At 53.6% G+C, this 20,771-nt stretch carries 21 protein-coding genes; 6 read left to right on the plus strand and 15 right to left on the minus strand.

Annotation, left to right across the window (positions count from 1 at the left end; translation table 11 throughout):
* Window positions 1-565: 565 nt before the first annotated feature.
* Both ahpF and ahpC read right to left on the minus strand, forming a co-directional pair.
* The gene (gene ahpF / locus JW499_RS16125; protein ID WP_205211549.1) at window positions 566-2,179 is read right to left on the minus strand and encodes an alkyl hydroperoxide reductase subunit F; all 1,614 of its coding nucleotides are present in this window, start codon (window positions 2,177-2,179) and stop codon (window positions 566-568) included.
* A gap of 92 nt (window positions 2,180-2,271) precedes the next feature.
* Window positions 2,272-2,835 carry an alkyl hydroperoxide reductase subunit C gene (gene ahpC, locus JW499_RS16130; RefSeq protein WP_205211550.1) on the minus strand — a complete coding sequence of 188 codons (564 nt, stop codon included), beginning with the start codon at window positions 2,833-2,835 and terminating at the stop codon, window positions 2,272-2,274.
* Window positions 2,836-2,982: 147 nt separating this feature from the next.
* Between ahpC and JW499_RS16135 the strand changes: the two genes are divergently transcribed.
* Window positions 2,983-3,879 carry a hydrogen peroxide-inducible genes activator gene (locus JW499_RS16135; protein WP_205211551.1) on the plus strand — a complete coding sequence of 299 codons (897 nt, stop codon included), beginning with the start codon at window positions 2,983-2,985 and terminating at the stop codon, window positions 3,877-3,879.
* Window positions 3,880-3,921: 42 nt separating this feature from the next.
* Here the strand turns inward: JW499_RS16135 and trmB are convergent, their stop codons facing one another.
* The 8 genes from trmB to ftsY form a co-directional block, all read right to left on the minus strand.
* A complete protein-coding gene (trmB, locus tag JW499_RS16140) occupies window positions 3,922-4,650 on the minus strand; it encodes a tRNA (guanosine(46)-N7)-methyltransferase TrmB (protein ID WP_205211552.1) in 729 nt (242 codons plus the stop codon).
* A 105-nt stretch (window positions 4,651-4,755) separates the two neighbouring features.
* Window positions 4,756-5,553: a thiazole synthase gene (locus tag JW499_RS16145; RefSeq protein ID WP_205211553.1), complete on the minus strand. Its 798-nt coding sequence runs from the start codon at window positions 5,551-5,553 to the stop codon at window positions 4,756-4,758.
* A gap of 60 nt (window positions 5,554-5,613) precedes the next feature.
* On the minus strand, window positions 5,614-5,814 hold the full coding sequence (gene thiS, locus JW499_RS16150; RefSeq protein WP_091354657.1) for a sulfur carrier protein ThiS: 201 nt from the start codon (window positions 5,812-5,814) through the stop codon (window positions 5,614-5,616).
* Window positions 5,815-5,830: 16 nt separating this feature from the next.
* Window positions 5,831-6,211 (minus strand): DUF423 domain-containing protein, encoded by a 381-nt coding sequence (locus JW499_RS16155; protein ID WP_205211554.1) that lies wholly within the window; start codon window positions 6,209-6,211, stop codon window positions 5,831-5,833.
* Between the two features lie 121 nt (window positions 6,212-6,332).
* Entirely contained in the window at window positions 6,333-7,190 is an 858-nt protein-coding gene (rpoH, locus tag JW499_RS16160) for an RNA polymerase sigma factor RpoH (RefSeq protein ID WP_091354653.1), read from the minus strand.
* A 284-nt stretch (window positions 7,191-7,474) separates the two neighbouring features.
* Window positions 7,475-8,494 (minus strand): permease-like cell division protein FtsX, encoded by a 1,020-nt coding sequence (gene ftsX, locus JW499_RS16165; RefSeq protein WP_205211555.1) that lies wholly within the window; start codon window positions 8,492-8,494, stop codon window positions 7,475-7,477.
* A complete protein-coding gene (gene ftsE / locus JW499_RS16170) occupies window positions 8,484-9,146 on the minus strand; it encodes a cell division ATP-binding protein FtsE (RefSeq protein ID WP_205211556.1) in 663 nt (220 codons plus the stop codon). The genes ftsX and ftsE overlap by 11 nt, the downstream gene beginning before the upstream one ends.
* 77 nt (window positions 9,147-9,223) lie before the next feature.
* Entirely contained in the window at window positions 9,224-10,513 is a 1,290-nt protein-coding gene (gene ftsY, locus JW499_RS16175; RefSeq protein ID WP_205211557.1) for a signal recognition particle-docking protein FtsY, read from the minus strand.
* Window positions 10,514-10,677: 164 nt separating this feature from the next.
* Between ftsY and JW499_RS16180 the strand changes: the two genes are divergently transcribed.
* The 3 genes from JW499_RS16180 (at window position 10,678) to JW499_RS16190 (ending at window position 13,701) form a co-directional block, all read left to right on the plus strand.
* Complete coding sequence (locus JW499_RS16180) at window positions 10,678-11,913, plus strand: peptidase M16 family protein (protein ID WP_205211558.1); 1,236 nt, start codon at window positions 10,678-10,680, stop codon at window positions 11,911-11,913.
* 36 nt (window positions 11,914-11,949) lie between these two features.
* The gene (rsmD, locus tag JW499_RS16185; protein ID WP_205211559.1) at window positions 11,950-12,558 is read left to right on the plus strand and encodes a 16S rRNA (guanine(966)-N(2))-methyltransferase RsmD; all 609 of its coding nucleotides are present in this window, start codon (window positions 11,950-11,952) and stop codon (window positions 12,556-12,558) included.
* Window positions 12,559-12,987: 429 nt separating this feature from the next.
* Window positions 12,988-13,701, plus strand: a complete 714-nt coding sequence (locus JW499_RS16190) for a DUF5677 domain-containing protein (protein ID WP_205211560.1) — start codon at window positions 12,988-12,990, stop codon at window positions 13,699-13,701.
* Between the two features lie 193 nt (window positions 13,702-13,894).
* Here the strand turns inward: JW499_RS16190 and JW499_RS16195 are convergent, their stop codons facing one another.
* Window positions 13,895-15,157: a M48 family metallopeptidase gene (locus tag JW499_RS16195; protein WP_205211561.1), complete on the minus strand. Its 1,263-nt coding sequence runs from the start codon at window positions 15,155-15,157 to the stop codon at window positions 13,895-13,897.
* 185 nt (window positions 15,158-15,342) lie between these two features.
* On the opposite strand from JW499_RS16195, the gene coaD reads away from it, so the two are divergent.
* Window positions 15,343-15,822 carry a pantetheine-phosphate adenylyltransferase gene (gene coaD, locus JW499_RS16200; RefSeq protein WP_091354627.1) on the plus strand — a complete coding sequence of 160 codons (480 nt, stop codon included), beginning with the start codon at window positions 15,343-15,345 and terminating at the stop codon, window positions 15,820-15,822.
* 40 nt (window positions 15,823-15,862) lie between these two features.
* Window positions 15,863-16,111: a YfhL family 4Fe-4S dicluster ferredoxin gene (locus JW499_RS16205; protein WP_091354625.1), complete on the plus strand. Its 249-nt coding sequence runs from the start codon at window positions 15,863-15,865 to the stop codon at window positions 16,109-16,111.
* Between the two features lie 54 nt (window positions 16,112-16,165).
* Here JW499_RS16205 and JW499_RS16210 read toward each other — a convergent pair whose 3' ends face one another.
* Genes JW499_RS16210 through JW499_RS16225 form a run of 4 tightly spaced genes read right to left on the minus strand, consistent with a single transcriptional unit; the run spans window position 16,166 to window position 20,731 of the window.
* Window positions 16,166-16,678, minus strand: coding sequence for a DUF501 domain-containing protein (locus JW499_RS16210; protein ID WP_205211562.1), 513 nt, complete (start codon window positions 16,676-16,678; stop codon window positions 16,166-16,168).
* Between the two features lie 32 nt (window positions 16,679-16,710).
* Window positions 16,711-17,679, minus strand: coding sequence for a M14 family metallopeptidase (locus JW499_RS16215; protein ID WP_205211563.1), 969 nt, complete (start codon window positions 17,677-17,679; stop codon window positions 16,711-16,713).
* A 60-nt stretch (window positions 17,680-17,739) separates the two neighbouring features.
* Window positions 17,740-19,821 carry an ATP-dependent DNA helicase RecG gene (gene recG / locus JW499_RS16220; protein WP_205211564.1) on the minus strand — a complete coding sequence of 694 codons (2,082 nt, stop codon included), beginning with the start codon at window positions 19,819-19,821 and terminating at the stop codon, window positions 17,740-17,742.
* Window position 19,822: 1 nt separating this feature from the next.
* A complete protein-coding gene (locus JW499_RS16225) occupies window positions 19,823-20,731 on the minus strand; it encodes a hydrogen peroxide-inducible genes activator (protein WP_205211565.1) in 909 nt (302 codons plus the stop codon).
* Window positions 20,732-20,771: the final 40 nt, after the last annotated feature.

Genomic DNA, 20,771 nt, shown 5'->3' on the forward strand with positions numbered 1-20,771 from the left:
TTCTTCCTCTGCTCTATCTCTTCCTCGGTGCTCTCTGTGTCCTCTGTGGTAGAACCACTTTTCACGCATCCGTGTTCCCCAACGAGATTACAAAAACAGGGACAGGTATCTTTAAAACACGCTTCTCGTTCATTTTAAATATGGGTTTTATTTCTGATATGGGATAGCCAGAAACCTGCTTGAATGGCTACACGACCCTGATAACCGTGTTTTTCAGCCAGTTCTCCGCCTCAGCTGTTATAAACTGATAACCGATTACCCCGGGCCAAGCGTTTAAAATGCTCAGGCGGCTTGAGCTGCTCGCCGCTGGCGGGCGATTTTTTTGGGATAGAGCATTTCAAATTGCGTCGCGTTGCTGAGCCAGTCTTTCTGATCTATTTCGAGCCTTTTTAATATAGGTGGCAGGTGCATAGCAATTGTTTTGAAGAATGCCTGTCTCTGTTTATTCTATAAAGGCCAGGTCGAGAAGCGCTGTGTGATTGTGTTTGTCATAACGCGTTTTAACCGGCCGATCTGACCGGTTAAAACGTTGTGGAAAAGTACAGTTCTAAGGCGTGCTATCCGCTTACGCGACAGAAGCACTCAGCTCATTCTGCGCTGCGTAGGCCCGGTCAAGCTGCTCGCCTTCCGCCAGCAGGAACTCAAACGCAGACAGTGCCGCTTTAGCGCCCTCGCCCATTGAGACGATGATCTGTTTGTAAGGCACCGTCGTGACATCGCCACAGGCATAGATTCCCGCTTCTGAGGTGTGGCACTTTTCATCAATGATGATTTCGCCTGCTCTGCTCAACTCAAGCAGCCCGTCGAGGAACTGACTGTTGGGCACCAGGCCGATCTGCACGAAGACACCATCCAGTGCTAAGCGCTGCTCTGCCTCGCTCACCCGGTCCACATAGCTGATCGCAGAGACCTTACCGTTGGTGGCCTGAATCTCTTTGGTGGCAACGTTTTTCAGTATCTCGATGTTGGCTTTAGCGCAGGCCTTTTCCAACAACACCTTATCGGCTCTCAGCTCTGGCATAAACTCGAATACGGTGACGCTTTTGACGATACCCGACAGGTCGAGGGCCGCTTCGATGCCGGAGTTTCCGCCACCGATAACCGCCACATCCTTACCCTTGAAGAAGGGGCCATCGCAGTGAGGGCAGTAAGCCACACCGTTACCGATATTCTCTTTTTCACCGGGAACGCCCAGCTCACGCCATTTAGCACCGGTGGCCACGATAATTACTTTGGTCTGTATCTGCTCGCCCGAACTCAGCGAGACCGTTTTAATATCGCCCTGCTTAATATCGGTGACCTTCAGGTACTCTTTGATGTTGATATCATACTCATCCATATGTGCCTGCAGGGCGCTGGAGAGCTGAGGACCGGTAGTTTTGGTCACGGAAATCAGGTTTTCAATATCCATGGTGTCTTTCACCTGACCACCAATACGATCCGCAATCAATGTTACTTTCAAACCTTTACGGGCACTGTAGATCGCCGCACTGACCCCGGCAGGTCCACCACCGATTACTGTGACATCCTGCAGTGGCAGCGTTTTCACCTGCTTTGCCGGCTGCCCCTGAGAAGCTCCCCGTTGTAACAGTTTCTCAATCAATTGCGCCGCATCCACTTTACCATTGGCGAACAGTTCGCCATTCAGGTAAACACTGGGAACGCCCTGAATATCCCGTTCGGCAATAATCTCAGGATAGAGACCACCGTCGATCATCTCCGCAGAGATATTTGGATTCAGCAGGGCAAACTGATTCAGGGCCTGAACCACATCCGGACAGTTGTGGCAGCTAAGGCTGATAAACACCTCAAACCGGAGGGTTTCCTGAATGCTGCTGATGGTCTGTCTGATACTGTCATCCAGCTTCAGATCGGTTCCCGAAGCGTGCAGAATCGCCAGAATCAGTGAGTTAAACTCATGGCCCGCCGGAATACCTGAGAAGCGGATACCGGTGTCCTCGCCATCCGCTTTTAACAGAAAACTGACCGGACTTCTTAAGATCTCCGGCAGATCTGACTCTTCCAGGCTGAGGTTATCGCTCACACCCGCCAGGTCGGTGAGAAAGTTCACCAGCTCCGGACGTTTACTGTGAGCACCGGTCTGCAGAACAAACGTCACCGGCTTTTTCATTAACGCGGTATAACCCTTTACCGTTTGTAAAATCTCTGTTGTTAACATGACGGAAGCTCCTGTTTCCTATAAATCTCTGCTGTGCACCGGCTCAGGTTCGACCGAGCCGGTGCGTTGCGGATAAACGGTCTGACCGGCTGTTATATTTTGCCTACCAGATCAAGTGACGGCGCTAATGTAGCCTCGCCCTCTTTCCAGGCTGCCGGGCACACTTCACCGGGGTGGGAAGCAACATACTGAGCCGCTTTAATCTTGCGCAGTACGTCAGTGGCATCGCGGCCAATCCCTTCTGCAGTGATCTCCATCGCCTGAATGATCCCCTCTGGGTCGACGATAAAGGTACCCCGGTCGGCCAGGCCCTGCCCTTCACGCATCACTTCGAAATTACGGGTGAGGGTACCGGTCGGGTCGCCAATCATGGTGTATTGAATCTTGCCGATGGTCTCGGACGATTCGTGCCACGCCTTGTGAGTGAAGTGTGTATCGGTAGAGACTGAGTAGATCTCTACACCCCGGGCTTCAAATTCAGCGTAATGATCCGCCAGGTCACCCAGTTCGGTGGGGCAGACAAAGGTGAAGTCAGCTGGGTAGAAGAAGAACACTGACCATTTACCCTGCAGGTCCTGTTCTGAAACATCGATAAATTCACCCTGTTTAAATGCACTGGCGGTGAATGGTTTAATCTGTGTGTTGATAAGTGCCATGCTGGCCTCCGGTATCTTTTAAGTGTTTGTGGTTGTTGAAAAGATGAACCCAGTATATGAGCCAGCAATCGATACATAAAATTGAATAAATATATCTTTATGATCTATTATTTAGAACAACAAACCATTTAATGAGATGAAGCACCCATGATCTCAACCAAACAACTGCTCTATGCACTGGCGGTGGAGAAAACACTGCACTTCAAGAAAGCTGCAGAAAATTGTCATATCAGTCAGTCAGCGCTGAGCACTGCGCTGAATGAGCTGGAAAAACAGTTAGGTGTGCAGATATTTGAGCGTGATAACAAGAAAGTATTAGTCACCCCGCAGGGCGCGGATGTGTTGCAGCGGGCACGCAGCATCATGGTTCAGGTGAATGAACTGCAAGCCATTGCAGAGAATCAACAGCAGCCGCTGAGCTACCCGATCACGGTCGGGGTGATACCAACCATTGCCCCCTTCTTACTGCCGGAGGTCTTTCCGCTACTGAGCACGCAATACCCTCACGCCCGGCTGAATATTGTCGAGGAGCAGTCCCATGTGCTGGTTGATATGGTCAGACGGGGTGAGATCGATACCGCTATTTTAGCCATGCCGTTTCCGTGCGACGGCTTGTTAACCCTGGAGTTCTGGCAGGAGGATTTCTACTGGGTTGCGCTGAAAGGCGATAAATATACCGATCAGCAGGAGATTAGCAGCAATGAACTGGCGCAGAGCCATCTGATGCTGTTGAAGGAGGGACACTGCCTGAAGGATCACGCTCTCACTGCGTGTAAACTGCCGGCACAAACCGCCAACCATGGTTTTGGTGCCACCAGTCTGAACACGCTGATACAGATGGTGAAAGGCAGAATCGGCACAACCCTGATTCCGCAGATGGCGCTTAAACAACTGACACAACAGAACCAGTCCCTCAGCGCCATCCATCTGCAGGAACCGGGACCACACCGCCGGATCGTATTTGTCATACGGCCAAACTACACCCGTATGAACAGCATCGACGCCCTCATGGCGTTATGCAAAAAGGCGCTGGAGGGTAGCTGAGTACTTGCCCGGCTCCGCTACTCTATAGTGCGGTCAGCGGCCTTAGGTCCGCTCAAACATCAGGTCCCAGACACCATGACCGAGGCGTTCTCCGCGTTTCTGGAATTTAGTCACCGGGCGCCACTCTGGCTGAGGCGAATACTGCCCCTCACCGGCTACATTGCGGTAACCCGGTGCAGCGGACATCACTTCCATCATATGCTCGGCGTAGTTTTCCCAGTCGGTGGCCATATGGAATACACCACCGACTTTAAGTTTCTTGCGGATGGTCTCAGCAAACGCCGGCTGTACAATGCGTCGCTTATGGTGCTTTTTCTTATGCCACGGATCGGGGAAGAAAAGTTGCAGAGTGCTCAGACTGCCATCGGGGATACAGTTGGCCAGCACCTCAATTGCATCATGACAGAACACCCGGATATTGGTCAGGCCCTCTTTTTCAGCGTTACTCAGCAGACGGCCGACTCCCGGGCGGTGTACCTCGATACCGATATAGTTGTTCTCCGGCTGAGCTTTAGCCATCTCGATCAGCGAGTCGCCCATACCGAAACCGATCTCCAGCACCACCGGGGCTTCCCGGCCAAACACCTGTGCCAGATCCAGCATGCCGCTATCCGGCTCCAGCCCCATCAGCGGCCACTGAGTCTCCATCGCCTTTTGCTGACCTTCGGTCATCCTTCCGGCGCGCAGTACAAAGCTTTTCACGGTGCGCATATACTTTTCTCCGGTCGACTGCTCCGGGGTCTGCTGTTCAGTTTTGTTCTCTTCTGACATCGGTCTGGCTTCTCACTTAAAACAAAGCAGCCTGATCAACGGACCAGGCTGCTGAAATCTTTCATCTGATCAGACCGCCTTGCGACGATCTCATTGTTAAATCAATTATTTACCGACAATCGTGCCTTCCATCGGCGAGGAGGCGCTGGCATATTTCTTCCGTGGCATCCGTCCGGCCAGAAACGCTTCACGACCCGCCTCAACCGCCTTGCGCATCGCCGAAGCCATCAGAATCGGGTTGCGGGCACCGGCAATAGCTGAGTTCATCAGCACGGCCTCACAGCCCATCTCCATCGCCACAGCGGCTTCTGAAGCGGTACCGACACCGGCATCCACCAGTACAGGTACTTTACAGTCTTCCATAATCACATTGATATTATGCGGATTGAGGATACCCAGACCGGAACCGATCATCGATCCCAGCGGCATAATAGAGACACACCCAAGAGACTCAAGCTCTTTCGCGACAATGGGGTCATCACTGGTATACACCATTACTTTGAAGCCATCACGCACCAGAATATCCGCTGCTTTAATGGTTTGAACCACGTTTGGATAGAGGGTTTTCTGATCGCCCAGCACTTCCAGTTTAACCAGATCATGGCCATCCATCAGTTCCCGGGCCAGCATACAGGTGCGCACCGCATCTTCGGCATTAAAACAGCCTGCCGTATTGGGCAGAATGGTGTATTTATCCGGGGAGATCACATCCAGCAGATTCGGCTCATCCGGGTTCTGACCGATATTGGTGCGACGTACCGCCACGGTGACAATCTCGGCACCACTGGCTTCAATCGCCAGACGGGTCTCTTCCAGATCACGGTATTTTCCGGTACCAATCAGTAAACGGGACTGAAAGCTGCGGCCGGCAATAATCAAAGGATCGTTCAGTTGTTCAGACATTATTCTCTACCCAGTTAAATTCTGTAATATTCGCTCAGATACACATCGCGGTCGGACCGGTCAGCCGCCGCCAATCGCATGCACCACTTCTACCCGGTCGCCTTCCTGCAGCAGGGTTTCAGCATGCCGGCTGCGGGGCACGATCTCCAGGTTCAGTTCGACTGCAACACGACGCTCACCCAGTTGCATCGTGTCGATCAGACCCGCCACAGAGGTGTTTTCCTGAACCTCCAGAGTGTCACCATTTACCTGTATCAGCATTGAGATTGATCCATTTTTATTCACTTAACTGCCGGATAGCGATCCGGCCAAGATTTAACCAGCCCGCCAGAAACAGCACGCCGCCCACCGGGGTTATCGCGCCCAGCCAGTGCTGACCCGAGAGCGCCAGTACATAAAGGCTGCCGCTGAAGAACACGATGCCCGCCATAAACAGTACTGCGGTCTGACGTAAGCCCCGTTCGGACTGACGCAGCATCAGCACTCCTACACCAAACAGCGCCAGGGTATGAAACATCTGGTACTGAATACCGGTTTGCAACACTTCATATAACCGCTCGCTCAGCTGTGTTCTGAGCATATGCGAGGCGAAGGCTCCCAGGGCAACGGTGATAAAACCGCTCAGCGCGGTGCATAGAATGACAAAACGGGCAGACATAACAGCTTCCGGAACATTGAGGTGGCTATTCTAACAAAGCTTAACGGTGGCGATAAGCAATAAAAAAGCCGCGCTCAGCAGAGGGCGGCTTGATAACCGGCAACACCAGAAGCCTGGGTGATCAGGCTTCCAGCATCGCTGTTTTAATCTTTTTCATAGCGTTCTTTTCCAACTGACGAATCCGCTCGGCAGACACTTCATAGCGGGCGGCCAGCTCGTGCAATGTGGCTTTCTCTTCACCCAGCCAGCGCTGTACCAGAATATCGCGGCTACGCTCATCCAGCTGCTCCATCGCTTCGCTCAGACGCTGGTTGGAATCAGCTTCCCAGTTAGAATCTTCCAACTGACTGGCAGGATCCTGACTGTGGTCTTCGAGGAAGTAAGCCGGAGACTGATAGGCACGTTCATCATCGTCCCCCACCGGCGCATCAAAGGCCATATCGGTGCTGCTCATGCGGCCTTCCATCTCCCGCACTACCTGCTCATCAACCCCCAGATCACCGGCCATCGCGGTCACTTCATCGTTGGTCAGCCAACCCAGGTTTTTCTTCTTGCTACGCAGGTTAAAGAACAACTTACGCTGCGCTTTGGTGGTCGCCACCTTGACGATACGCCAGTTACGCAGAATAAATTCATGCATCTCCGCCTTAATCCAGTGCACCGCAAAAGAGACCAGACGAACCCCCATGGTGGGGTCAAACCGCTTAACGGCTTTCATCAGTCCAACGTTACCCTCCTGAATCAGGTCGGCCTGGGACAGGCCATAACCAGAGTAGGATTTAGCCACATGGACCACAAATCGCATATGAGACAATACCAACTGACGCGCCGCTTCAAGATCGTTCTCGAAATACAGACGCTCTGCCAGTCCGCGCTCCTCTTCTACCGTGAGAACAGGAATCGCAGTCACCTGACGTATATACGCCTCCAGATTCTGACCCGGAGATAATACTTCAATGACCCGTAGGCTTTTGCCCATTTCTCAACCTCATTACTTATTCATTTCAAGGGTGTCGATATAAGTTACAGCTATGACACTCTTCTGCCAGATTAGTTCCGGCTATATAAAGCCCGCACCGGGTAACAATTAACGCAGTTACCCTTCGATAACCAGTTTAGCGGACCGACTAAGATAACGGCAACATTAGCAGATGGCAAGTCTGACTGTTTAGCCTCTTTACCTATATTTACAATTCGAAGCTTACAGCTAACGACCGGTTGGGTCTTATACCGTAGCATCCACCGTGACCGGTATACGGATAACTACTGCGGCTGAATCTGTCGCAAATGCCGTCCAACGGCCAGCCAGGCACCACACAACCCCAGCAGTATACTGATCAGAAGTAACAGGATTGTTTCAATCAATCCCAGCCCTGCCAGCTCGAACTGACTATCGTAGAGTGACACTAACTGCCCGACCGGGCCATTCAGCAGCAGCAGGCTGAGCTGAATCAGAAACCAGGCAAACACGCCGCCAGCAACACCAAACCAGACACCATCATAGAGGAAGGGACGACGGACATAAGCATCGGTGGCGCCCACCAGTTTGGCGATCACAATCTCTTCCCGCCGGCTCTCGATGGAAAGCCGGATCGTATTGCCCACCACCAGCAATACCGCCATCACAAACAGCGCCGCCAGCACCCAGACCGCCCGTTCAGCCAATACCACAAAGGCCGCCAGCCGCTGTACCCACGCCATATCCACCACCGCGTCATCCACCTGCGGTAATGCCTGTAGCCTGGTCTGAAGCAGCGGCACTGACGCCACCGACAGATCCCGGGGCATCACCATCACCACCGCTGGCAGCGGGTTAGTATCAAGAAAGTTAAACACATCGCCAAAACCGGACATCGACTTAAATTCCAGCATCCCCTGGGTGGCGGTAATCAGCTCCGTGGCAGCGACATCATCACGCAGCAGCAACTCACGACTGAGGGTCTCCGCTTCGGCCTCCGTCACACTCTGTTTCAGATATAGAGCGACCCGGGGGTCACCATCCCAGCCACTCCCAAGCTGCTGAATATTTTTCAGCCCGGTATAGAGCGCACCGGGCAACGCCAGGGCGATCGCCAGCACCGCCAGCGTCATAAAGGTTGTCAGCGGTTGCGCTAGCAACGAGAAATAGGATTGTCGCGCCACCTCTGCATGGTGACGCAGATAGCTACGACTGCGATCAGCCACGTTCAGACGATGGTGCTCGGCGCCCCGGTGAACCCTGGCATCCCGTTTAGTATTCGGTTCGACGCGGACAGCCCCTTTGCGGCGCAGATTATTTTCCATCGCTGACCAGCCTGCCCTGATTAAGGGTTATCACCCGATGGGGCATCCGTGCGATCAGCCCCAGATCGTGGCTGGCAATCAGCACCGTAGTACCCACCTGATTAAACTGCTGAAACAACCGCATTACCTCTTCTGAAAGCTTAGGATCCAGATTTCCGGTCGGCTCATCCGCCAGCAGAAACTGGGGCTTGTGTACAATCGCCCGGGCGATACCGACCCGCTGTTGTTCACCACCAGAGAGCACCACCGGATTGAGTTTCTCTTTACTCAGCAAACCCACCTTATCCAGCGCGGCACGCGCCCGGCGGGCGGCATCTGAAGGGTCAAAGCCACAAATTCGCAGCGGCAGGACGATGTTGTCAAACACTGAGCGGTCAAACAGCAGTTGGTGATTCTGGAACACCACCCCAACCCGGCGACGATGATAGGGGATCTGGCTATTAGCCAGGCTGGCCAGATCCTGATCGCCCACCAGTACACGACCATTTGAAGGGCGCTCCATCAGCATCAACAGCTTCAGCAAGGTACTTTTGCCGGCTCCCGAGTGGCCGGTCAGAAACGCCATCTCCCCCTTATCAAGACTGAAAGTCACCTGACTGAGGGCGTCATAGCCATTGGGATAGCGTTTGGTTACATTGTCGAAACTGATCACAGGCTGATTACCTTAGAGAGAGCTCGAAAACTTATGCTTAACGGTTTTTCAACCGACCTTCAGGACACTCAGCAACCTCAGTCAAACAGAGCGGTGACAAACTCTTTTGCCTTAAAGGGTCGCAGATCATCCACCTTTTCACCGACACCAATATAACGGATCGGCAGATCCAGCTGTTTGGCGATGGCAAAGATAATGCCGCCTTTTGCAGTGCCGTCCAGTTTGGTCAGGCTGATACCACTGACACCCACCGCTTCTTTAAACAGTTTGGCCTGACTCATCGCGTTCTGTCCGGTGCCGGCATCCAGCACCAGCATCACCTCATGGGGCGCTTCGGGGTCAAGTTTCTTCATCACCCGAACCACCTTTTCCAGCTCCTGCATCAGGTTATCTTTGTTCTGCAAGCGACCCGCGGTATCGGCAATCAGCACATCGATATTTTTCGCCTGTGCCGATTGCAATGCGTCATACAGCACCGAGGCAGAATCAGCCCCGGTATGCTGCGCCACCACCGGTACATTATTGCGTTCACCCCACACCTGCAGCTGTTCAACCGCTGCGGCCCGGAAGGTATCCCCCGCAGCCAGCATCACCGACTTGCCATCCGCCTGATATTTTTTTGCCAGTTTACCGATCGTGGTGGTTTTACCCACGCCGTTTACCCCCACCATCAGTAGCATAAACGGGCCTTTACTCTGGCTGAAATCGATCGGTTTTTCGACTGTCTCCAGCAGTGATGCCAGCTCATCTTTCAGTGCGGTATAGAGCGCATCCGCATCCGCCAGCTGTTTACGCTTCACCCGCTCGGTCAGTTTGCCGATGATCTCCGTGGTCGCCTCAACCCCCACATCGGCCAGCAGCAACTGAGTTTCTATCTCTTCCAGCAGCTCATCATCGATCTGCTTGGCCCCCAGAAACAGATCACCCAGCCCTTCGGTCAGATTCGCTTTGGTGCGGCTCAGGCCCGCTTTAATGCGGCCAAAGAAACCGGTTTTCTGTTCAGGTTTCACCTCAGCTTCAGCCGTTGCCGGCTCAACAACCGATGGCAGCTCAACCACGGCCCCGGATTCAGCTTCTGGCTCTGATTCAGTGTCATTGACAGACTCCGCTTCAACAGTTGTCGGCTCAGAAGCCGCTTCCTGCTGCACCGGCGTTTCAGGTTGCTGTTTATCTGCTGTCTCGCGGGCAACCACAACCGCATCTGCGGCCTGCTCCTGAACGGTCTCTTCAACCGTCTCATCAGTGAGATCAGAAGAGTCGGCCAGCGGTTGCTCAGTCACCGCAGTCTGTACACCATCTTCCTCAGGAAGGGCTTTCTGAGTATCATCTTTCTCAGAACTGAAAATTGATTTAAGCTTCTTAAACATGCTTGATTACTGTCCGATGTCAGGCGCTGAAGATGCAAAAAAACAGGGTAGTCCCTGTTCCAACTGCGAGTCGTCCTGTATGTTTCATTTAGGCCGCCTATCTTACCATAGTAAAGAGCGGCTGGGGCACTGAAAACAGGCCAGAAAATGACCAGGAACAACCGATGCCGGAAGCAAAATCCCCACTATTCAACCGAACCTACCTGAAGGTCATTGTCTGGATCGTTGCCATCGCAATTGTACTGCTGACGGCAGGCCAGAACCGATCCAGGGATTTCATCAGTATACAGAAGCTGGCAGAGAGTCCGGTCTACTACGTTAGTCAGGATAAAGCCCCCTACCTCCAGCTGAGATTTCTCCTGCGCACCGGCGCCGCGATCAATGGCGATCAGCAGCTACTGCAACAACTGTTACTGCAACAGCTGCAGCAGCAACTGGCAGGGTTAGCCACACAGCCGCCGTTTAGCCAACTCGGGACAAAATTAGCCTCTGAAGCATCAGATGATCGCATAACCATCGTCGCAACCCTGCCAGCAGACCGCAGCGGGGAGCACGCAGCAATAGCAGAGATGACCACTACGCTGTTACAGCAACTCAGCAATTATCAGCCCGGCGACGATCTTGAAAAACGCTGGGAGCGACTGGAAGCGGAACAGTATCTCAACCTGAAAGATCCTGAAAGCCGACTGCTCAACCACTTCAGCAACCTGCTGAACGGTCCGCTTTCCGTGCACCCGCTGCAACGGTTTGCCGACTTTTACCGCAACAGCACCTCGGAGGGAGCGGTTACCCTGACCCTGCAAGGACCTGCTGTCGTGGCATTAGCCGAAACCCTGGCGCCGTTATTACAAGACAGCAGTATTACTCCCAGCCTTACACCGCCCTCCCTTACGTCAACGCCGGTTCAGCTGGAGCCGGTCAGTAATCAAGCCTACAAACTCTGGGGAATCGCCCTGCCCGGACGCCAGCAACAGGATTTCCTCTCTGAACTGCTGGCGGTGAGAACCCTGCAACAGCTGTTGCAGCAACACCAGGCAACTTCACGACTGATCTGGAAATCACTGGACAAGCAGGGCTATCTCGCTATGATTCTGCAGGGGCCGGAGATCAAGGCCGATACCGATCTGACAGCGCTGCTGGAATCATTGCAGGCGCAACTCAGTGATGAACTGATCGATAAAGCCCGCACCACGCTGCAGACAAACTTCGATACGCTGATGGAACAGACAGACAATCAGTTGGGCTTACTGGACACCATCGCCTTCTATCAGTTACCCACTGACTACCTGAACAGCTTCGAAGACCGACTCAGGCAAACCAGCAACAGCCAGGTTCGGCAAACAATCAGCAGTTTTCTCAACAACCCGGGCCGCTATCAGATAACCCTGCCGGCATACTGACCAATACCGGGTTCGACAGTACAGTAAGGAATCAACATGGCCAGACGCCGCCCAGAGCGAAGCTCGCAGAAAATCAGTTCAGGAAACCAACAACTGCGCATTATTGGCGGTGAGTGGCGCGGACGTAAACTAAACTTCCCGGAGATTGAAGGCCTCAGACCCACCCCAGACCGGGTCAGGGAAACCCTCTTCAACTGGCTGGCCCTGTATATCCCCGGCGGACGCTGCCTTGACCTGTTCAGCGGCAGCGGTGCACTGGGCTTCGAAGCACTCTCCCGCGGCGCCGCCCATGTGACCCTGATCGACAACTCCTCAATGGTGATCCGTCAGCTACGGCAAAATATTCAGGATCTGAAAACTCAGTCAGCAGAACTGATCACCGGTTCAGCACTCGACTGGCTGGAAAAACGTAGTAACGATCTCGAAGTTCAATTCGATGTGGTGTTTATCGACCCGCCCTTCCGCAAAGAACTCGCCGAGCAGTGCTGCCTGCTGCTGGAACAGAAAAGCATGCTGACAGACAACGCCATGATCTACCTGGAAACCGAAAAAGAACTCACTAACCCGAGGGTCCCGGATAACTGGCAACTGTACCGGGAAAAAACCGCCGGACAGGTGACTTATCGGCTTTACAAAAGGAGCTAGACCGCCGCTTCGCGGCTAGCTTATCTAGAACGTGACTTCGTCACTTGCTAGTAGTTAGACGGAAACTTCGTTTCCTTGCTAGAAAAAGCGCTTGTAGCAATCGTCAGGACTACTGGGATATAGTTAAATCTGGTGGGTAACTGAAGTACCCGTATCGTAGTCTGTGATTTTGATTAATCTGTGTAGCTCAGCTAGGCATGTCAACACAGTTCAGGCGGATATTCAGGATGAATACCATAGACCCTTTCCTCCTCTCTGGTAGCCCTTGCCTTTGCATATTTAGTTACATATTCCTGAAATTTACGGCCTCTACGATACATCTTTTACCCGCCCCTGGTTTTTAACGTGCCTTGCAAGGTAGCAAAACTTGCAAGCTCTGGAAGTTTGTATGAGATCAATAATAAATTGTTAGCCCGGTGGGGAAAATGGATGCAGAATAACCAATGGCAAGTCTTTGCGGACGAAGTTTTGAGTCTCACTAAATCTGTTTTGGATAACCTGGAAATCGACCGAGAAGACGGGCTACAGGTTCTCTCGTCAATTCTATTTCGGCGAGTCATTTTTGGCGCGAAAGCTGTCTACTTGCTAGTAAGAAACAAGCTCTATACAGAAGCGCGTATTCAACGGAGAGGACAGTTAGAGGCTCTATTTTCTCTTGGTGCCCTCTATAGGAGCCCAGATATTTTGCAAGACTTTGTCAACAAGGATGTCCACCGAAGAATAAAGTTCTACCAAAATATAAAAAAGACAAGCAAGAAATTCAGGGGTTACCACTTGGGGGACATGCCTGATTCAGAAATAGATAAAGAAATAGAAGAATTGAATTCTAAAAAAGGCCCCCATTTGTCATTAGAGACTCTTTCTCAGAAAGCAGGATTACATGATCTGTTTTTATCAGACTACTCCATGCTTTCGGAGGCGGCCCATCATGCAGCCAAAGATTTAGAGCGACATGTCGAAGTTGACAAAGAGGGCAATATAACAGGTTTTCTGCTAGAAGATCCTGAGACAGATATGTCTAATCTACTATACCCCGCTCTAAGCCATCTATTAATGGCGTGGGATGCGATAAACGATATTTACAGGTTAGGGCAGGATCTCCGAATTAAGGAAACCTCTGATAAGCTTGAAGAGCTGGCCTGAATCAAGGGCTAACCAAGGGCTGCAGCGGACCGCTTTGTGTCGATAGATGACCATCCATACACATAGCAAATTAAGCGTCAAACCTCAGCATTTATCCACAAATCCCGCTTCAAGCCTCCGCGCTAACGGAGGCTCTGACTAGCCGCTAGCAGTCGCGAAGCGACGTTCTAACCACTAGCCACTTAAAAAAGCTTTACCTCGCCGGCATCGCATCATCGACATAATACCGGACTTTCATCGCTTCTATCTGCTTCAGCGTAAGACCGTCGTTGGTTTCGAAGGTCAGGGTGAAGCGCTGGCCCGGGCGGACGGTGCCGGGCTGATGGGCAACATAGCGGTGGATTTTGCCTGCGCTGTCCTGAGCGAGAAAGCCCATGATGACCCCTTTCAGCGGCAGGTTGCCGGAATAGCGCCAGCGGGTAGTCCAGCTGTTATCGGATGCCCGGCGCTGCTGTTCCAGTTTCATATAGCTTTCCACCGCTTTGACAAACTGGGCATATTGCGACTGACGCACCGCTTCCTGTTTCGCTTGCTGGTGATCGACATAGGCGCCCAGCGCCGTGGACAGGATAGCGGATACGCCGCCCCCTTCACCGGCCAGTTCCTGATCCCGGTTCTCCCGCTTCTGCCACAGGCTGTTATTATCCCGCAACTGTGCCGCGTTAGGATTGATCCGCCCCGGCTGATAATACTGTTTGACCCGGTCAGCCAGCGCCTTTGTCTCCGCAGCCCGCTCGGCATTCACCGGGTGATCGTGAGCAAACAGACTGCGGGCGTTGCCTTCCTGCTGATATTGTCGCTGCCAGATGCCGGTGGCGGCATAGGGGTCAAAACCGGCCAGCGCCGCATAGAGCACGCCGATACGGTCCGCTTCCCGTTCCAGCTCGTGCGTATAGGCGGCTTGATAGCCCTGTTTTCGGGCAGCGCTGGATGCCAGGGTACTGATCTGCTGCGTCGTTTGCCGTTCACCGGCGTGGTTGGCGACGGTATGCGCGATCTCATGGCCGACAACCGCAGCCACTTCATCATCATTTAGTTGCTGCATCAGCCCACGGTGAACCACAATATAGGTGCCTCCGGTAGTGAAAGCATTAAACGAATCCCGATCGATCAATATCGGCTGCCAGCGCTCCTGACTCAGATGACTCACCTGATGGATGCGGTCAAAAATACGCACCAGTCGCTGATATTGCCGGCTGTCCAGCGCCGCGTTTATCCTGCGCCCCGCCTTTTTTTCATCGGCCAGCAACTGTTCAACTGCGGCATTCCCCTGACGTATCTGGGCACTGCGGTCCGCCGCGCTGAGGGTTCGCTGTCCGGTAACCCGGTCGGTTTCCGTGATCGATTCAGCGACATCGTAGAGGCCTTTATCGATATTTTGCAGGGTCTGACAACCACTCAGCAGAGCCACACAGCCTGCAATCAGCAGTTGAGCCAGTTGTTGATTTATTCTCATCCGCGCACCTTTGTTTCGTCCATCTCAATAACGATATTCTATAATATTATTAAAAAAAATCTTCTTATAACCACCAAAGATCAATACATTCCATTATTGTATTTGTGATAGCCTTGCAATTCAGCTAATATCGCGCACTTGCGGATTTGCTAATATTCATTCAAGCAGAGTGACGTGAACTCATAATGAACATTGCAGTATACCCGGGTACTTTTGACCCTATAACGAATGGCCACGCTGATCTGGTTGAACGCGCTTCAAAGCTGTTCGATAAGGTCGTTGTTGCCATAGCATCCAGCCCCAATAAAGAACCCTTGCTGCGGCTGGAAGAACGGGTCAGACTGGTAGAAACGGTAACATCGCATCTGGATAATATCGAAGTTGTTGGCTTTGATTGTTTGCTGGCGGAGCTGGTTAAACGGCATCAGGCCAATATTATCCTGAGGGGCTTGCGTGCTGTATCTGACTTTGAGTATGAGTTTCAGCTCGCCAACATGAACCGCAAGCTGGCACCGAAGACTGAGAGCATCTTTCTGACGCCAGCAGAACATCTGTCCTTTATTTCATCGACTCTGATACGTGAAATTGCGAGTCTGGGCGGTGATGTAGAACAATTTGTGCATCCTTCAGTCAATCAGGTACTGAAAGATCATTTCAGACGCTAATTTTTAGTAATTGTAATTACGAGTCAGTGAGGTAGCCACAATGGCATTAATTATCACAGATGAATGCATTAACTGTGACGTATGTGAGCCGGAATGCCCTAACGAGGCGATTGCTCCCGGTGATGAGATCTATGAGATCAACCCTTCAAAGTGCACAGAGTGTGTCGGTCATTATGACACGCCTCAGTGTGTTGAAGTGTGTCCGGTAGACTGTATCCCTAAGGATCCGGACCATGTTGAGAGCGAAGAGCAGCTGATGGAGAAATACCAGAAGCTGACCGGTAAGTAAGCGTTCACATAGTTCAGAAAAGCAGGCCCAGGCCTGCTTTTTTATTGCCTGAATCTACTGCGTCAGTTGCAGTTTATCCAGACCATAGCGGTTATCCAGTAACCGGCCTATCGCCGTGCCCCCCGCTGCCAGATGGAAGGCATACTGCATATGCAGACAGCGCACTTTCTCCCAGTGGCGAATACCGCCGATACCGTATTGGTTGAACAGATCGCTGAATCCCAGTGTGGCTATGCGTTGCCGGTCCCCCTCCGCCATCAGTCGCCAGCGCAGATTCACATAGCGCTGCTGATCTGCCAGATGCGCGCAGCGTAACTCATCGTCGGTTTCGATCTGCTGTTCGATCCGCTTCACCTCGCCACCGGTTTCGATCTCAGCAATCGCCTGATAGAGATCTTTCGAGCTCAACCAGTACAGTGTGGGAAAGGGCTGATCATCCACCAGGGAGCGCATCTGTAATACTGCGGGGATTCCCTGTTGGTTTTGCCAGGCGATCGCTACCAGTCCGCGGGGTTTACGCCCCAACTGCCGTTCGATCAGCTCAAGTTGTTGTTCAGATACGGCCATTAATGCTCCTGGTCCAGGTTCTGCTCTGATGTTTATAGACGTTCAGCAAGGGTAACCACCTCTTCACCGGCCACCGGCACCCTGGCGGGCATAATCAGGGTGCAGTTATCAAACGGCGCGGCAATCAGCGCCTGATCATCGGTGGCGATCAGTTCGCCTTTACTGTATTGCTCGAAACCTTTGACAGACTCAGCAAACCGAAACTGGTCGCTGTTTGCTTGCAACACCCGGTCAATACGGTAATGCCCTGCGCTGTTATCGGGCTGATAGCCCCACTCCGGCAGTTGAACGGATCCGTCCAGCATGCCATGCAGGGCGATGAAACGCAGGGTTATCGCCAGTGCCTGCTGGCTGGTTGATCTGGCAAAGTGCTGACCACACTCCGCCACCAGCGACACGCCACCCGCGCTATGACGCTCATGCTCAGAGATCAGTATCCCGGAGTGATAACTGCCCAGATCATAGAGCAGATGGGGAAAGGGGAAATCCAGCCGGTCGGCAAAGCTGCGGTTGCAGCCTTTTTGTGGATAGATCAGCATTGGTGCAACGGCAAAGGTAGTGGAGTGCAGATCCAGCAGGCTGTCGGCATTCTCCACAAAAGGCAGCAACGCGACCGCACGACGGGCTTCATGACTATCGGGACAGGTCAGCCGGGCAGGCAGCCAGACCCGGTTCATATCCTCATCGAGACAGCGGCTGGCAAACGGACGTTGAGGATCGAATGTTTTGTAAGCGTCAACATTGGCAAAAATCAGCGTCAGCGCCCCTCTGAGGGGGCGGATATCGTTTTCCAGCAGCCACAACAGGGCATTGGCACCACAGATCTCATTGCCGTGGGTGAGCGCCTGAATCACCAGTTCCGGCCCTGGTTGCCCGGAATCCAGCCGATGAACATAATCAACGCCGCAGTTACCCTGTTGCCAGGGACTCAGATCCCGGGGTAACAGCTCAACAGGCGCATCCGATTCAGCAATCGAGAACCGGCAAGGTGGAACAGACATATAAAGCTCTTTCAATAAAGTGTTATCGGGGTTTGTCAGTCAATATCGGGGGAACCGGGGTTATACTGCAGCGTATTGCTCATCACGCCCCAGCCAGCGCTGAATAATGGCATCGCTGAGCTGCGGGTCAGCGGCGAGCTGACTGGCAACCTGTTTCACCCGGGTCAGCAGATCCGCATCCCGCTGCAGGTCGGCAACCTTAAACGACATCATACCGGTCTGACGGGTGCCCAGCACCTCGCCCGGGCCTCTCAGCTCGAGGTCTTTTTCGGCAATCCGGAAACCATCGGTGGTTTCGCGCATCACCGCCAGTCGTTCACGCCCCTGTTGCGACAAAGGCGCATGATACATCAGCAGACAAAAACTCTCGACCGATCCCCGCCCCACACGTCCCCGCAACTGATGCAGCTGCGCCAGCCCCAGCCGTTCCGGGTTTTCAATAATCATCACCGAGGCGTTGGGCACATCCACCCCCACCTCAATCACCGTTGTCGCCACCAACAGATCCAGCTCAGCCGCCTTATAACGGGCCATAATTCCGGCTTTTTCAGCAGGTTTCATGCGCCCGTGAATCAGGCCTATACGCAGCTCCGGCAACGCCTCGCGCAGCTCCTCTGCGGTCACCTCGGCCGCCTGGCATTGCAACGCTTCAGACTCTTCTATCAGGGTGCAGACCCAGTAAACCTGCCGCCCCTGACCACAGGCATCGCGAACCCTTTGCACCACCTCTGGCCGGCGCTGATCAGAGATCACCACCGTGCTGACCGGCGTACGCCCCGGCGGCAGTTCGTCGATGACAGAGCAGTCCAGATCGGCATACGCACTCATGGTCAGGGTGCGGGGGATCGGCGTCGCGGTCATAATCAGCTGATGGGGTGCGCGGTGATCGGTTCGCCCCTTTTCCCGCAACGCCAGGCGCTGATGCACTCCGAAACGGTGCTGCTCATCGACTACCACCAGGCCGAGGTTGGCAAACCTGACCTCATCCTGAAACAGCGCGTGGGTACCCACCACCACCTGCGCCGAACCATCTTCTATAACCTCCAGTTGAGCCTGACGTTTTTTACCTTTCAGTTTACCCGCCAGCCAGGCGACGTTAAGCCCTAACGGCTCCAGCCAGTTGCTGAAACTGATAAAGTGCTGCTCTGCCAGAATCTCGGTGGGTGCCATCACCGCCGCCTGATACCCCCCTTCAACCGCCTGCAGTGTGGCCAGGGCTGCGACCACAGTTTTACCGGAGCCCACATCGCCCTGCACCAGCCGCAGCATCGGGTAGGGTTGCGACAGATCGGCAGCGATCTCTTCACTGACCCGTTGCTGTGCGCCGGTCAGCGGGAACGGCAAAAGCTGCACAAAGCGATTGCGATAGCGGCCATCCGCCACCAGTGTCGGCGCCCCTGACTGACGTGCACGCTGACGCAGTTTCAGTAGCGACAGGTGGTGCGCCAGCAGCTCCTCAAAGGCCAGCCGACGCTGCGCCGGGTGATAACCGTCAAGCAGCTGGGCCTGATCCGCATCCACCGGCGGACGGTGCAGATAATTAACCGCATCATTCAGCGGTGGCAGACGCCACTGCTGGCGCAGGTTTTCCGGAATCAGTTCCGTCAGCGAGCCGTTCGCCAGATATTCCAGTGCGCCATCGGTCAGCGTTCGCAGGCGGGCCTGATTGAGCCCTTCGGTGGTGGGATAGATCGGTGTCAGCGATGCCTCAACCGGTGTGATCACAGAATCATCTACCCGCCGGTACTCGGGGTGATAGATCTCCAGACCACTGGCACCGGTGCGCACCTCGCCGAAACAGCGGATCCGGGTGCCGGTTTTGAGATTATTTTTCTGCGCCGCCGAAAAGTGAAAGAAGCGCAGGGTGATGGTGCCGCTGCCATCCTGCAAACGACACACCAGACTGCGGCGGCGCCCCATCGCGATATCCGCAGCTCTCACCTCGCCCTCAATCACCCCCTCGTCACCGGGGCGCAGGCCTCCGATCGGCATAATCCGGGTACGATCCTGATAACGCAGCGGCAGATGGAACAACAGATCCTGCAGGGTGTAAATATCCAGCTTTTCCAGCTTCTGCTGCAGCGCAGCCCCAACCCCTTTCAGCTCAGTGACCGGGAGTTGCGCGAGGGAACGCTCGTTCATATCAGTTGTGATTATCCGCAACCGGACAACTGTTAAGCGATTCAATCAACAGATCGATCGCTTGTGGCCGGGGAAAACTGGCACGCCAGGCAAGCCCCACTGAACGAACCGGAGGGGGGGCTTTGAACGGCTTGGTAACCACCATATCGGACTGATAATAGCCACCCGTAGCCGATCTGGGTACCACACTGGCGCCCAGGCCGGAGGCTACCATCATGCGGATGGTCTCAAGGGAGCTGCCCTCAGTAATGGTATGCTTATCTGAGGCGTGACTGGAGAGGGTCGGACAGGCTTCCAGCACCTGATCGCGGAAGCAGTGGCCCTCACCCAGCAGTAACAGGTCCTGCTCATGCAGAGTCTGACTATCGATCTGCTCTTTTCCTGCCAGCGGATGATCCTTCGGCAGCAGCATCATAAAAGGTTCATCGTAGAGCGGCCGGGTGAGGATATCCGGCTCATCGAATGGCAGCGCCACAATGATCGCGTCCAGCTCACCGTTGCGAATCTTGGGACGCAGATTTTCGGTGAAATTCTCTTCGATGTAGAGCGGCATCTTCGGCGCCCGCTTCTGCAATTCCGGCACCAGTTGAGGAAACAGGTAGGGACCAATGGTATAGATCGCGCCAACCCGCAGCGGGCTGGCCAGCTGATCTTTACCCTCTTGCGCCAGATCCTTAATCGACTCAGCCTGCTCCAGCACGGTCTGCGCCTGACGCACAACCTTTTGTCCCACCGGGGTGACCCTAACCGCATGTTTACTGCGTTCAAACAGCGCGGTGCCCAGTTCATCCTCGAGCTTTTTAACCGCTATACTCAGGGTCGGCTGGCTGACAAAACAGCGCTCGGCCGCACGACCGAAATGTTGTTCCTGCGCCAGGGTAACGATGTAACGTAACTCAGTCAGAGTCATGCGGGGCTTTCCTTTGTTATGATACCGACTCAACCTGAAA

The sequence above is a fragment of the Amphritea pacifica genome (assembly GCF_016924145.1).
GTDB classification, from domain to species: domain Bacteria; phylum Pseudomonadota; class Gammaproteobacteria; order Pseudomonadales; family Balneatricaceae; genus Amphritea; species Amphritea pacifica.

Coding starts and splice junctions, on each gene's coding strand:
- ahpF (WP_205211549.1), bottom strand. CDS start 2,179: ATGTTAACAACAGAGATTTTACAAACGGTAAAGGGTTATACCGCGTTA.
- ahpC (WP_205211550.1), bottom strand. CDS start 2,835: ATGGCACTTATCAACACACAGATTAAACCATTCACCGCCAGTGCATTT.
- JW499_RS16135 (WP_205211551.1), top strand. CDS start 2,983: ATGATCTCAACCAAACAACTGCTCTATGCACTGGCGGTGGAGAAAACA.
- trmB (WP_205211552.1), bottom strand. CDS start 4,650: ATGTCAGAAGAGAACAAAACTGAACAGCAGACCCCGGAGCAGTCGACC.
- JW499_RS16145 (WP_205211553.1), bottom strand. CDS start 5,553: ATGTCTGAACAACTGAACGATCCTTTGATTATTGCCGGCCGCAGCTTT.
- thiS (WP_091354657.1), bottom strand. CDS start 5,814: ATGCTGATACAGGTAAATGGTGACACTCTGGAGGTTCAGGAAAACACC.
- JW499_RS16155 (WP_205211554.1), bottom strand. CDS start 6,211: ATGTCTGCCCGTTTTGTCATTCTATGCACCGCGCTGAGCGGTTTTATC.
- rpoH (WP_091354653.1), bottom strand. CDS start 7,190: ATGGGCAAAAGCCTACGGGTCATTGAAGTATTATCTCCGGGTCAGAAT.
- ftsX (WP_205211555.1), bottom strand. CDS start 8,494: ATGGAAAATAATCTGCGCCGCAAAGGGGCTGTCCGCGTCGAACCGAAT.
- ftsY (WP_205211557.1), bottom strand. CDS start 10,513: ATGTTTAAGAAGCTTAAATCAATTTTCAGTTCTGAGAAAGATGATACT.
- JW499_RS16180 (WP_205211558.1), top strand. CDS start 10,678: ATGCCGGAAGCAAAATCCCCACTATTCAACCGAACCTACCTGAAGGTC.
- rsmD (WP_205211559.1), top strand. CDS start 11,950: ATGGCCAGACGCCGCCCAGAGCGAAGCTCGCAGAAAATCAGTTCAGGA.
- JW499_RS16190 (WP_205211560.1), top strand. CDS start 12,988: ATGCAGAATAACCAATGGCAAGTCTTTGCGGACGAAGTTTTGAGTCTC.
- JW499_RS16195 (WP_205211561.1), bottom strand. CDS start 15,157: ATGAGAATAAATCAACAACTGGCTCAACTGCTGATTGCAGGCTGTGTG.
- coaD (WP_091354627.1), top strand. CDS start 15,343: ATGAACATTGCAGTATACCCGGGTACTTTTGACCCTATAACGAATGGC.
- JW499_RS16205 (WP_091354625.1), top strand. CDS start 15,863: ATGGCATTAATTATCACAGATGAATGCATTAACTGTGACGTATGTGAG.
- JW499_RS16210 (WP_205211562.1), bottom strand. CDS start 16,678: ATGGCCGTATCTGAACAACAACTTGAGCTGATCGAACGGCAGTTGGGG.
- JW499_RS16215 (WP_205211563.1), bottom strand. CDS start 17,679: ATGTCTGTTCCACCTTGCCGGTTCTCGATTGCTGAATCGGATGCGCCT.
- recG (WP_205211564.1), bottom strand. CDS start 19,821: ATGAACGAGCGTTCCCTCGCGCAACTCCCGGTCACTGAGCTGAAAGGG.
- JW499_RS16225 (WP_205211565.1), bottom strand. CDS start 20,731: ATGACTCTGACTGAGTTACGTTACATCGTTACCCTGGCGCAGGAACAA.